Origin of the sequence: uncultured Nostoc sp. (assembly GCF_964245575.1) — a bacterium.
GTDB lineage: Bacteria > Cyanobacteriota > Cyanobacteriia > Cyanobacteriales > Nostocaceae > Nostoc.
Window position 1 is genome coordinate 12,099 of sequence record NZ_CAXTNP010000096.1, and the last position, 13,927, is coordinate 26,025.

The 13,927-nt window shown below is 41.6% G+C and carries 6 protein-coding genes and 1 pseudogene; 6 read left to right on the forward strand and 1 reads right to left on the reverse strand.

Annotation, left to right across the window (positions count from 1 at the left end):
* The 6 genes and pseudogenes from ACFFAP_RS16945 to ACFFAP_RS16970 all read left to right on the forward strand — a co-directional run.
* Positions 1-825: pseudogene (locus ACFFAP_RS16945) on the forward strand (polyketide synthase); the annotation flags it as partial.
* A 291-nt stretch (positions 826-1,116) separates the two neighbouring features.
* A complete protein-coding gene (locus ACFFAP_RS16950) occupies positions 1,117-2,844 on the forward strand; it encodes an SDR family NAD(P)-dependent oxidoreductase (RefSeq protein WP_375512301.1) in 1,728 nt (575 codons plus the stop codon).
* 240 nt (positions 2,845-3,084) lie between these two features.
* Positions 3,085-7,878: a PfaB family protein gene (locus ACFFAP_RS16955; RefSeq protein WP_375512306.1), complete on the forward strand. Its 4,794-nt coding sequence runs from the start codon at positions 3,085-3,087 to the stop codon at positions 7,876-7,878.
* A 228-nt stretch (positions 7,879-8,106) separates the two neighbouring features.
* Positions 8,107-9,783: a PfaD family polyunsaturated fatty acid/polyketide biosynthesis protein gene (locus ACFFAP_RS16960; RefSeq protein ID WP_375512302.1), complete on the forward strand. Its 1,677-nt coding sequence runs from the start codon at positions 8,107-8,109 to the stop codon at positions 9,781-9,783.
* Positions 9,784-9,785: 2 nt separating this feature from the next.
* On the forward strand, positions 9,786-11,300 hold the full coding sequence (locus ACFFAP_RS16965) for a thioester reductase domain-containing protein (protein WP_375512303.1): 1,515 nt from the start codon (positions 9,786-9,788) through the stop codon (positions 11,298-11,300).
* Between the two features lie 881 nt (positions 11,301-12,181).
* On the forward strand, positions 12,182-12,985 hold the full coding sequence (locus tag ACFFAP_RS16970; RefSeq protein ID WP_375512304.1) for an SDR family NAD(P)-dependent oxidoreductase: 804 nt from the start codon (positions 12,182-12,184) through the stop codon (positions 12,983-12,985).
* 111 nt (positions 12,986-13,096) lie between these two features.
* On the opposite strand, the gene hetI is transcribed toward ACFFAP_RS16970, so the two are convergent.
* On the reverse strand, positions 13,097-13,816 hold the full coding sequence (gene hetI / locus ACFFAP_RS16975; RefSeq protein WP_375512305.1) for a 4'-phosphopantetheinyl transferase HetI: 720 nt from the start codon (positions 13,814-13,816) through the stop codon (positions 13,097-13,099).
* Between the last annotated feature and the right edge of the window lie 111 nt (positions 13,817-13,927).

The following is a 13,927-nucleotide window of genomic DNA, read 5'->3' on the forward strand; positions in this document are numbered from 1 at the left end:
CTCCGCACCATCGGTCAAATAGTCGATTACCTACAGCAGTTAGCTGGAGGCGAAAAAAAAAAATCTGAGCCTGAGTTTGTCCAACAACAGCCACCAGAATTAGAGCATAATATCCAGCGCCATCCCGTCAAACTCAAAAGCCTACCACAGCCCGATTATTTGGATTTCACGTTACCAGAGGGACACATCGCTTTAATTACCGATGATGGTTCCCTCACCACTTATAAATTAACTGAATCCCTAATCGCCAAAGGCTGGAAAGTAGTAGTTATCAGCTTCCCCCAATCGCTGATCGCCCAACAAGCGCCCTTACCCACAGGAGTAACCCGCGTTACCTTAGGAAACTTGAGTGAAGAACATCTCCAACAACAATTGCAAGCGATCGCATCTCACTGTGGCGCGATTGGGGTCTTCATCCATCTCCATCCAATGTTTGTAGCAAATCACACCGGGACAATTCCCTATCACGAACAAGAAAAGGCGATCGTCAAGCACGTATTTTTGATGGCGAAACACCTCAAACCCTCTCTAAACGAAGCCGCGCATCATGGACGTAGTTGTTTTTGTACAGTTGCTCATCTCGATGGCGCATTCGGCTTAGAGTACAAAGTCAACTTTGGAGCGATCGGCGCTGGTTTATTCGGATTAACCAAAACCCTCAGATGGGAATGGCCAAAGGTTTTCGCTCGTGCGATCGACCTAAGCCCCAGACTTGACGCTAAACAGTCAGTACAAAACATCATTGCCGAGCTTCACGACCCCAATCTTTATATTAGTGAAGTTGGCTACGGCTCACAAGGACGAGTCACTTTAATTGCTGATTAAAAGGCTGATGTAGCAGTCCTATTTGAATTGTGAAAATTACTGACGAACCGCCAAGGACGCATAGACACGAAGTGGCTTCCCATAGGGTAGAGCGCAAAGAAAAGAAATAAACAGAGAATTTCACAAATCTTTTAGGGCTGCTATTTTTATTACAAGAAGACTACTTATTTCTCTTCCTTTGCGTCCTTCTCTAACGAGACGCTGCGCGTTGGCGGAGCCTCTCGCAGAGAAGGCGCTCTTGGCGGTTCGTATATCAAAAAAACCAATTTATGCAGGTATTTACGAGGATTTATGACCCAAACAGCCCAGCTTAGTCCATCATCTGTCTTTGTCGTGAGCGGCGGTGCAAAAGGGATTACGGCTGAGTGTACTATCAGATTAGCCCAGCAGCAACCCTGCAAATTTATCCTTCTCGGTCGCTCCGAACTTTTAGAAACCGAGCCAGATTTTGCTCAAGATTGTGATGAATCAGCATTGAAAAAACGCATCATGGAAAATCTTCTTTCCCAAGGAGAAAAGCCTACACCCATGAGCGTGCAAAAAATATATAACAAAATTACCTCCAGCCGCGAAATTAAAAACACCCTAGCAGCAATTCAAAAAACAGGAGCTAAAGCAGAATATATCAGCGTTGATGTCACAGATACGCAAGCTTTACAGGAAAAACTTGCCACTTCTGTACAACGTATGGGCCCAATTACAGGAATTATTCACGGAGCTGGGAATTTAGCTGATAAGTTAATTGAAAAGAAAACAGAACAGGATTTTGAAAAAGTTTACACTGCCAAAGTGCAAGGATTAGAAAATCTACTTACTTGCATTAACCCTAGTCAACTTCAGCATTTAGTTTTGTTTTCTTCTGTAACAGGTTTTCATGGAAATATTGGGCAGTCTGATTATGCGATCGCTAATGAAATTCTCAATAAATCAGCCCATTTAATCAAGCAAAATTATCCTTCATGCCATGTAGTTGCGATTAATTGGGGAGCTTGGGATAGTGGTATGGTGACACCGGAATTAAAAAAAGTTTTTCAAGAGCGCAAAATTGAAATAATTCCGATTGCAGCTGGGGCACAAATGCTCGTTCAAGAAATAAATAGCGCCACTGATGCAACTGCACAAGTTGTGATTGGTAGCACACTTGCTCCACTTGCTACAGAACTAGATTCTCAGCTGCGAACCCATCATATTCGTCGCCAAATCATACTAGCAGATAATCCCTTTTTGCTGGATCATACTATCGCTGGTTATCCAGTTTTACCAGCAACTTGTGCAATGTCATGGATGATCAACGCCTGTGAACAACTTTATCCAGGTTACAGATTGTTCTATCACAAAAACTTTAAAATCTTGAAGGGAATTACTTTCAATGAATCTTTAGCAAAGGAACATATTTTAGAAATCGAAGAAATTTCCAAGGTGAGCTTTGAAAGCATCGAACTTAAAGCGAAAATCTGGAGTAAAAACGCAGAAGGAAAAATTCATTATCATTTTAGCGCTCAACTCAATCTCCGGCAAGAAATTCCCATTTGCCATCCTTATGAATCAATTAATCTTGAACAGGATAACATCATCACCGCAACAGGAAAAGCTTTTTACCAAAATGGAGGAAGTACATTATTTCATGGGCCTGCTTTTCAGGAAGTCCAAAAAGTCTTAAACATTAGCCCGGAAAAAATCACTACAGAATGTTTTTGGCAAGAAATCAGCGACAAGCAACAAGGACAATTTCCAGTGCAATGGATCAATCCTTATACGATTGACTTGAGTATGCACGGGTTATGGATTTGGACACAGCACTTTTATCAAGAAGCTTGTTTACCTGGTAGGGTGGAAAAATATGAACAGTTTGTAGCTACACCACATAACAAACCTTTTTACGTTTCTTGTGAAGTGAAAGCGAAAACAGCAACTAGTGCGATCGCTGACTTTATCATACATGACCGTCAAGGACAAATATATTCGCGTATGCTCGGTGCCCACGCAATTATTTGGTCGATGAAATCACTCAAAAGCTAGTAATCTTCAACTTCTTCTCTCTGCGCTACGGACACTTTGCTCAAGTCAAGCCACTGCGTTGCGGAGGTTCCCTCCGTTGTAGCAAGTGGCGTGGGAAACCCGCCCACACAAGTGTCCTCCTCTTTTGTCTCATACGTAAGCTATTTCTTTAGCAACCGCTTTTTTAAAGTTTGGGGAACAGCGTAAATCCTGCGTTTTAAATATCTCTTGCCTAATACCCAAACCTTAAGGATAAAACTAGTGGAAAAAATAGCGATCGTCGGATTATCATGTCTATTTCCCGATGCTAAAAACCCCGAAGAATTCTGGGAGAATATTGTTAATCAAAAAGATTCGACATCCTCTGCAACAGTCGAAGAAATCGGAGTAGATCCGACAATCTTTCACAATCCAGTTAAAGGCACACCAGATAAAACCTATTCTCTCCAGGGAGGATACATCCGTAACTTTCAGTTTGACCCTAGTGAATACAATCTACCATCAGAATTGATTGCTGGTTTAGATAATACCTTTAAATGGTCGTTGTATGCTGCTAAACAAGCAATTGTGGATAGTGGTTATTGGGGTAATCAAACTGTTCTCTCTAAATGTGGTGTAATTTTAGGTAATCTTTCGCTTCCGACGAAATTATCTAATCAATTATTCTCTCCGATTTACCAGAAAGCGATCGCACCTGCTGTCAGAGAACTTTTGCAGTATGAAGACTTTGATTTAGCTGTCTCAACTGCAACTAAAGCATCTTTGTACAATGGCATGATATCTGGTTTACCAGCATCTATAATTGCTCAAGTTCTATCTCTATCCCAGATTAATTTTTGTCTGGATGCTGCTTGTTCTTCATCATTTTATGCAATTAAAGTAGCATCTCATTACTTATGGTCGCACAAAGCTGATGTCATGTTAGCTGGAGCTATAAGTTGTGCAGATCCCCTATTCGTGCGAATGTTATTTTCCGGTGTTCAAGGGTATCCAGAAAACGGCATCAGCCGCCCCTTAGATAAGTCCTCAAGAGGGCTAATCCCTGCCGATGGTGTTGGGATGGTGATGCTGAAAAGATATTCTGATGCCATCAGAGATGGCGATCGTATTCTCGCTACCATCTGCGGTAATGGACTTTCAAATGATGGCAAGGGTAAACACTTACTCAGTCCTAATTCTAAAGGACAAATCTTAGCTTTTGAGCGAGCCTATAATGAGGCAAAAACTAATCCAAAATCTATCGATTATTTAGAGTGTCATGTTACTGGCACATTACTGGGAGATTCAACTGAAGTCAATTCTATAGAAACATTTTTTGGTAAAAATCATGCTGCACCTCTAGTAGGTTCAGTCAAGGCAAATACTGGTCACTTACTAACTGCTGCTGGCATGGTTGGCTTGACTAAAGCGGTTTTGAGTATGTCTCATGGCGTAATTCCACCAACCATTAATGTTGCTGAACCTTTACCTTCCGAAAATAGTACAATCTCCGTTGATAAAATTGTTAGAACAGCTACGGCATGGCCCAATAATAATGCACCAATTAAACGGGTAGCCATCAGTGCTTTTGGTTTTGGCGGCACTAATTCTCATCTGATTTTAGAACAAGGAAATACAGCACAATCAGTTGATTCAATTGCGCCTGTTCCACCTGTGAAAGTTGCCATTGTCGGCATGGATGCCTTTTTTGGTAATTGCAATGGCTTGGATGCTTTTGAACGCAGTATTTATGATGGAACGCAGCATTTTACTTCCCTACCGCCTCAAAGATGGCATGGTATAGAAAATCAAGAGAATGTCCTGAAAGAGTACGGTTTAACAGATGGAAAAGCACCAATAGGGGCATACATCAAAGATTTTGAAATCGATACTTTATCGTCCAAAATCCCACCAAATGAAATAGAGAAGTTAAACCCACAACAATTATTACTCCTGAAGGTTGCCGATCGCGCCGTGAAAGATGCGAAACTACAGGAGGGTGGCAATGTGGCAGTGATTATCGCCGCCGAGACAGAATTCTCTGTGCATCAGCTACAGCAAAGATGGAATCTCTCTTGGCAAGTTAAGGATGGCTTACTCAATCAAGGAATTTCTTTACCTGATGAACAGCTTTCCCAACTGGAAACCATTGTTAAAGATAGCATTCACCAACCAGTAGAAATCGGCGAATATGTGAGTCACATCGCCAACATTATGGCGAGTCGGATTTCTGCTTTGTGGAATTTTACTGGCCCTGCATTCACGATGACGGCTGGCGAAAATTCTGCCCTCAAGGCGTTGGAAGTTGCCCAAATGCTACTCGCTACTGGGGAAGTTGATGCGGTGGTTGTGGGTGCAGTAGATTTGGCAGGCGGTGTGGAAAATATCTTGTTCCGCAGCCAATTTGCACCAATTAATACGGGTGTCAACACGTTGGGTTATGACCAACAAGCTAATGGCTGGACGGTTGGTGAAGGTGCTGGTGCAGTTGTCCTCAAGCGCTACGAAGCTGCTAAACAAGACAACGAACGCATCTATGCAGTTATTGATGCCATGAGTTTCGCTCAAGATAATTCTACTTTGGGTAACGCTCTGGTAAAACCTGATGCTTCAGCTATCAGCAATGTCTGCAAACAAGCCTTCCAGATGGCAGAGATTCAACCCACAGATGTTAATTATGTGGAAGTGTTCGGTAGTGGCGTTCCCCAGGAGGATGAAGCCGAAATCACAGGTTTACTGCAAGCTTATCCGAAAGTGGGCAATGGTTTGCACTGTGCATTGGGCAGCGTCAAAGCCAATATCGGTCACACCTATACAGCATCGGGAATTGCTAGCTTAATCAAAACTGCTCTGTGTCTTTATTACAGGTATATTCCTGCGACCCCCAAATGGTCTGGTGTCAAAACACCGCAAGTATGGGAAGGTAGCCCTTTCTATGTAGCGATGGAATCAAGACCTTGGTTTGTCGATAAAGGCGGCACACGCAGAATAGCAGCAATTAATAGTATGGGTATAGATGGGAGTTACGCCCATTTAATCTTATCGGAGGAACCCAGCCAAGAGGAGCGCGACAACAGATATTTGCAACAAATGCCTTTTCATCTGTTCCCGATCGCAGTTAGCGATCGCTCCACCATACCAGATTTACTTAACCATCTCCAAAATACCATAGAAGCTAGTTCTTCTTTATCAGCTACCGCCAGCCAAACATTCGCTACCTTTGAACAGCATTCTAATCCAAAATACGTCTTATCAATCGCAGGACGTAACACAAAAGAACTACTCAAAGAAATTGAATCTGCCCGCAAAGGTGTAAATAATGCCTTTGAGAAAGGGACAGATTGGCAAACACCAATAGGTAGTTATTTCACCGCTAAACCATTGGGTAAAACCGGAGCAGTTGCTTACGTTTATCCCGCAGCAGTCAATTCTTATATCGGCATTGGTCGCAGCGTCTTCCGGTTATTTCCGAAAGTTTTTGAGGACTTAAAAAGTAACAATCTTTATAATCGGGCTGCCGATGTTGAAAAATTGGTTTATCCCAGAAGTTTACCTAAATTGACAACCAGGCAACTAGAAACACTCGAAAAGCAATTGTTAGATGATTCACTGGCAATGTTTGAAAGTGAAATCGCCTTTGCTAGATACATGACGGCAATTTTTCGAGATGATTTTCAAGTTAAGCCGCAATGTGTCTTTGGGTATAGCTTGGGTGAAACTAGCATGATGGTTGCCCAAGGAGTTTGGAGTGATTTTGAGGGCGGAAGTAACACCTTAAACTCATCACCTTTATTTGGCGATAAGTTATCTGGGCCAAAAAATGCTGTGCGTGAATATTGGGGATTAACAGATTCACCAAACAACAATTTTTGGAATACTTATGTTCTCATGGCTACTCCATCGCAAGTTAGAGAATGCCTCAAACATGAGAATCGCGTCTACTTAACTCAAATCAACACACCAGAAGAAGTATTAATTGCTGGTGAAGATGCAGCCTGTAAGCGATTGATTCAAACTCTAGGTTGCAATTCTTTCCCCGCTCCCTTCGACCATGTGATCCATTGTGAAGCGATGCGATCGCAGTACGAAGAAATTAAGAAGGTAAACAGCTTACCATCGCAAACTCTCCCTGGTATTGTCTTCTATTCAGCCGCCGATTATCAACCGATCGCACTTGAAAGTGATGCCATTGCTCACAACATTGCCAAAGGATTGTGCCAAGAACTTGATTTTCCACGATTAGTAAATCGTGTTTACGGCGATGGCGTCCGAATATTTCTAGAAGCAGGTGCTGGTAGTGTCTGTTCGCGATGGATTGATAAAATTCTCGGCAACCAAGAACACATCACAGTCTCTTTGAATCGTAGAGGAATGGATGACCATGCTTCGATAGTCAAAGCATTAGCAAAACTACTCAGTCATCAGGTGAACGTGGATTTATCACCACTGTACAGCAAAGCTCAAGAAACCGCTAATTCAAATAAAGCAACATTGAGAACAGTTACCTTGGGTGGAAAAGCAATTGCTGCTACAATTTTGAGCGAAGAAAATTGCAAACTTGTTAAAGACTTTGCTGGGGAGCTTAGGAGCGATCGCTTCTCTTCGAGACGCTGCGCGAACGCCAACGCCAAGGGCGATCGCTTCAAAATACAGCATCTAAATATACCTGATGTCCAACAATCTGAAATCACAGATTTTCTTAACACTTTCAACCAAATCACCCAAGTAGAAAATTATTCCCCTAACATCTTGCCTCAGCCAGAAGAAGTAAAACCGAAAAATATCATTGATAACGTTTTTGAACCGAGAGAACAATTACAATCTTCTGAGTCAAGCGCAATTCAACAGCCAATTCCTGTTTTTTCCCCACCCGTCAGAACTAAAAAAATTAGTAGCATCATCAGCATGTTCGATTTAAATAAGACACAGTATCAAAAGCTCAATGCGAATAATTCAAAGATAACTAAAGCACATACTGCCTTCTTACAAGCTAGACAAGATTACAGTCAGCAAATGAGCGAAATCATTCAATTGCAACTAGCTTGCGCCCAAAACTTGCTTAACGAAGAATCTTAATATCTCATACCAATTCTCTCTAAACTTTCTCTTCCTTTGCGCCCTTTGCGTCCTTCGCGGTTCGTTTAAAAATTATTACGTGCATCTTCCTAGAGAATTGGTATTACTCTCTTCCTCTGTTTTCTGTGCGCCTCTGCGGTTCATAAAAAAATCAAACTTAGACTCATATAAAAAGTCTACACCCTTCAACTTTATCATCCATTGCTTGTAATCCGAGGGATAACTGCCGTGACAACCGTAGATACGGTACTAAGTAAACACGATAATGGCCTTAATTTCTCTTCCTGGTCTTATAACAAAAACCAGGTTTGGAAAGGTTCTTTAGAAACTGTATCTTTTGAGAAACAAACCATCAAAGATAAATTGATGGTGTTAAATAAACCCTGCTACATCGTGAAAGTTGCCGGAAAAATCGGTGTCACTAATGAGGGGTATTTATCCCCTGGTGATAATGGCACAACAGCACAAGTAGAACTGCTAACATTTACAGCACCAATCCGCATTCAACAGTTTGGAGATCCCAATTTTCTCTCCTCTCATGGAGTGAGATATGCCTACGTTACTGGCGCAATGGCTGGCGGAATTGCTTCCGAAGAAATGGTCATTGCACTCGGAAAAGAGCAAATTTTGAGTTCCTTTGGTGCAGGTGGTTTAATTCCAGAACGTTTGGAAGTAGCCATAAATCGCATTCAAGAAGCTTTACCTCAAGGGCCTTATGCATTTAATTTAATTCACAGTCCCAATGAACCTGCGATTGAACGCCGGGCTGTGGATTTATACCTCAAATATCAAGTGAGAACAGTAGAAGCATCTGCATTTCTCGACTTGACGCCCAACATTGTTTATTATCGTGTTGCTGGATTGGGGTTGAATAACGCCAATCAAATTGAAATCAAAAATAAAATCATTGCCAAAATTTCTCGCCGAGAAGTTGCGACTAAATTTCTGCAACCAGCACCAGCCAGAATACTCAAAGAACTTCTGGAGCAAGGATTAATTACTGAGTTACAAGCAACCCTTGCAGCCAAAGTTCCGATGGCTGATGATATTACGGTTGAAGCTGATTCTGGAGGTCATACAGATAACCGTCCTCTGGTTTGTGTGTTACCTTCTATTATTGCCTTGCGCGATGAAATTCAAGCCCAATATCATTACCAAACACCCATTAGAATCGGAGTAGCAGGGGGAATTGGTACACCACAATCAGCATTAGCAGCCTTTATGATGGGTGCTGCTTATGTAATGACTGGTTCCATTAATCAGTCATGCGTTGAATCTGGGGCTTGTGAACATACTAAAAAGTTACTAGCTCAAGCAGAAATGGCTGATATGATTATGGCCCCAGCAGCAGATATGTTTGAAATGGGAGTCAAATTGCAAGTTCTCAAACGGGGTACAATGTTCCCCATGCGAGCGCAGAAATTATTTGAACTCTATCGCGCTTATGATTCCATTGAAGACATTCCTTTGGCAGAAAGAGAGAAATTAGAAAAACAAGTTTTTCGCAAAACTATTGCTGAAGTGTGGGAAGGAACGGCAGCTTATTTGTCCCAAAAGAATCCTGAGAAACTTGGGAAAGCAGTTAATAATCCTAAACTGAAAATGGCATTGATTTTTCGCTGGTATCTAGGATTATCTTCTCGCTGGTCTAGTTCTGGTGAAAAAGGTAGAGAAGTCGATTATCAAATTTGGTGTGGCCCGGCAATGGGCGGTTTCAATGACTGGGTACGCGGTTCTTACCTATCTGAACCAAATAATCGTCAGGTAGTTGATGTTGCTAATCAAATTATGACTGGTACAGCCTTTTTGTATCGTGTCCAAAATTTGAAAATTCAAGGACTACAAACTTCCGATTATTACAGTCAATATCACCCTGTTCGTTCTACATCATTGTTGGAGATTTAAAAATGACTATAAAACAGTCTTTCACAGCAGACGATATTGAAATATTTTTGGTATCTAACTTAGCTAAGTTGCTAGGAGTAGCAGCTGATGAAATAGATGTCAAAGAACATTTAGAAAACTATGGGTTAGATTCAGCCCAAGCAATGATTCTAGTAAGTAACTTAGAAAAGTTGCTAGGATTTCAACCATCTCCATTGCTACTATGGCATTATCCAAATATTGAAGCTCTTTCACAGCGTTTAGCTGAAGAAGTGCAAGAAGGTTCACCAGTTCAAGATACGAAGGCAGCATCCTCTAATGCCAACACTGCACCCTCTGTTCTAGATTTAAGTGCCGAGGCTGTTCTTGACCCTACTATCCATCCCGGTGCAGCATCTAATGTGTCTGTGGGTGAACCCAAAAACATCTTTTTAACTGGAGGAACAGGCTTTTTAGGAGCTTTTATTATTCGGGAATTGCTACAAGAAACCAATGCGGATATCTATTGCTTAGTGCGTGCTGCTAATGCTGAAGAAGGCAAAAGCAAACTCCAAAAGAATCTGCAACAGTATGCAATTTGGCAGGAAGAATTTAATTCCAGAATTATTCCGATTGTCGGCGATTTATCTCTGCCATTGTTAGGTGTTGGTTCAGAACAGTTTCAAATTTTAGCTGCCAATATTGATACTATCTATCATAGTGGTGCTTTGTTGAATTATGTTTTTCCCTACTCCGCACTGAAGGCAGCCAATGTTTTAGGAACGCAGGAAGTATTGAGATTGGCTTGTCAAATTAAAGTCAAGCCTGTACATTACGTTTCTAGTGTGGCTGTTTTTGAATCCACTGCTTATGCTGGCAAGGTTGTTAAAGAACAGGATGAATTCAATCATTGGGAAGGTATTTATCTTGGTTACTCTCAAACTAAATGGGTAGCTGAAAAGTTAGTCAAAATTGCTCGTGACCGTGGACTTCCTGTAACTATCCATAGACCACCACTGATTTCTGGTGATAGCCAAACAGGCATTTGTAACACACATGACTTTATCAATTTGATGACTAAGGGCTGTCTACAAATGGGAAGTTTCCCTGATGTAGATTATATGTTGGATATGTCTCCTGTTGACTATGTAAGTAAAGCAATTGTTTATCTATCACGGCAAAAGGAATCCATAGGTAAAGCTTTCAATTTACAACATCCTCAACCCGCCGCTTTAAAAATGCTAGTTGAGTGGATACGCTCTTTTGGTTATTCAGTTGAAATGATTCCATATCAACAATGGCAATCAGAGTTAATCAATAATGTCACTTCTGCTGACAATCCTTTGTACACTCTGCGACCCTTTTTACTGGAACGCTGGTCTGATGAACAACTGACTATTCCTGATTTCTACTTACAAGCTAGAAGACCCCATATTAGCTGCCAAGATACTCTCCATGCACTAGCAGACAGTTCTATTGTTTGCCCTCCAATTGACTCTCAATTGTTTATGACTTATACCGCCTACTTGATTCAAAGCGGTTTCTTAAATATCGCTTAAGAATTTACAACTTTCGTGGGGTGGGTTACGTTCCTAACGCACCATCCCGGATACTTTCGGTGCGTTAGGAACGTAACGCAACGCCAGTTGCTACAACGCATAGCGCAGTGTAAAGCCTTCTCTTCTCCCTACAGCCCTTCGGGCATCCTACGGTACGGCAGGCGCTAGCCTCTCCCTTTGGGATTCGGGGAGACGCACTCGCACTCGAGAGGCAACGCCTTCGGCATAGCAATGCTATGAGCGAGTCAGACGCTACTACAGAGGCTCGTTCCGACGCTCGATGACTCGCTAACCCTGCGCTATCGAGCGTCGGAACCTCCCTTCTGGGTGACGCTACGCACAGTCGCTACCGCTACGCTAACACCAGTCACTTACAGCGCTGGATTCACCGCAACGCACTGGCTCCCCTACAAAATAATTTGATTTAATCCATTTTTTAAAACTCAGTACTACTGAATAGCCAATATTTCAGATGCCAGCAAGAACTCATACATTAACAGCGGCAATATAATTGCCCTGTTTTTTTATGCTCAATCATGTAAATTTTTAGGATTCCCCCCTTGACAGAAGCAATTGAGGATAGAATGGTTAATGTCGGGCATAAAAGTTTGATTTTACCTACTGGCTTTTGTGAGTAATCAAAAGCCAGCGCTAGTAGTTTTAAATAACCGAATTTCTTTAATGCCCAACTTCTTCGATGCATAAATCCTAAATTTCCGTTTGGACTGCTACATCTATCCAACGCACCACACAAGCATTTGAAAGGGTAATAACTCAAGACACTTCTCGTCAGTTGAGATATTACGCGTACTTAATTGTAGAGCAAGAACGACTGTAAATGCAATACAGCTTCATCAATTTGAATTCACCAACATTCTTACATGAACACAACACATCAAAGTCAGGACAAACAAACTGCTCTTATTACTGGGGCAGCCGGTGGAATTGGCTATGAATTAGCATGTATTTTTGCTGCTCATGATTACAATCTTGTCTTAGTAGACAGAAACGGGTCAAAGCTAGTAGAAATTGCAGTTAAATTCCAAGAAAAATTTGGAATTTTAGTCAAACCTATTGTTAAGGATCTATCAATATCAACGGCTCCTGAAGAAATTTTTACAGAGTTGCAAAAAGCCGATATTAATGTTGATGTGCTGGTAAATAATGCTGGATTTGGTATCTATGGATTATTTCACGAAACAGACCTAGCTACTGAACTAGAAATGCTACAGGTAAATTTGGTGTGTCTCACTCATTTAACTAAGCTATTTGTGAAACACATGATAAAGCAAGGTGAAGGTAAAATATTAAACGTTGCCTCAGCTGCTGCTTTTCAACCAGGGCCTTTGATGGCGGTTTATTTTGCTACTAAAGCTTATATCTTATCTTTTTCAGAAGCGATCGCTAATGAATTAGAAGGTACAGGTGTCACTGTAACAGTTCTTTGCCCAGGCTCAACCGCATCTGCCTTTCATGAAAGAACCGGAATGGCTGACTCTAAGTTGCTCAAGGGCAAAAAGATGATGGATGCACAAACAGTAGCCGAAATTGGTTTTCGCGCCTTAATGAAGGGCCAAACCATTGTCATTCCTGGTTTTATGAATAAACTACTTGCAAAAAGCGTCAGATTTGTACCCAGAAAGCTGGTAACAAAATTTGTGAGAAATATGCAGGAAGATAAGTAATCAGGGGGAGCAGGGGAAGAAAGAATAATTAATGACTAATACTTCTCTTCTTAGGCTGCGCCCTAAGCGTAGCTATGCAGCAGGCTTTAGGACTACGCTCAGTCCAAGTGACTAATACTGCCAACACTTTAAGTTACAGCCAAAATTCTCTACAGCAACAGCTGCAACATAATTGTTAGCAGGTACTAGTTCAAAAAGACTCCAGTCTTCAGATATCTGTAACTTAGCTGGTTCTGTGGGAGTCAGCGATACTTCAATTTGCTCTAACTGGGATAGTCCATCTCCAGTTGCTTTTAAATAAGCTTCCTTACAAGTCCAATAACGGAAAAATACTTCTTGCTGTTGGTTGAGAGATAGCGATCGCAACATTTCATATTCTCTCGGTAAAAAGAACCGTTTGGTAAGAGCTTCTAAATCAGACATCGGGCGAATATATTCTAGGTCTACACCAATTGGGCGGGTGCAATTCACCGCACACAAACCCAACCCTTGGGAATGAGACAAGTTAAACGCCAATCCACTATCGGCAAATGTATCTGCTAATACTGGTTTGCCACGCTGTTGATAATTAAACTGCACTTGTGACGGCTGGATACCCAAATAGCGACCTAATATAGTTCGGAGAATACCACGACCAGCGATAAAACGCTGCCGATGTTCCTGAAAATAAAACCGTTCAGCACGAGCCATTTCGTCACCAGAAAGAGTCGCTGCTAAATTTTGCAGCTGTACTTCTGGTTGGTCAAGTTCTATGCGCCAGACATGAATCTCATCCGGTAGCAAAGTTAAATCTGTCGGTGCAGGTAGCCAGAGATAATCATTAGCTGTCATTGAGTCAAAAAGTCAAGGGAGTTGTACTCTAGTAGTTTATTTAATTACGACAAGTATTATAGGACTCATATTTGATTGCGTGAAAAAAACTCAGTACACCTTTATTCCTTC

Coding starts and splice junctions, on each gene's coding strand:
- ACFFAP_RS16950 (WP_375512301.1), top strand. CDS start 1,117: ATGACCCAAACAGCCCAGCTTAGTCCATCATCTGTCTTTGTCGTGAGC.
- ACFFAP_RS16965 (WP_375512303.1), top strand. CDS start 9,786: ATGACTATAAAACAGTCTTTCACAGCAGACGATATTGAAATATTTTTG.
- ACFFAP_RS16970 (WP_375512304.1), top strand. CDS start 12,182: ATGAACACAACACATCAAAGTCAGGACAAACAAACTGCTCTTATTACT.
- hetI (WP_375512305.1), bottom strand. CDS start 13,816: ATGACAGCTAATGATTATCTCTGGCTACCTGCACCGACAGATTTAACT.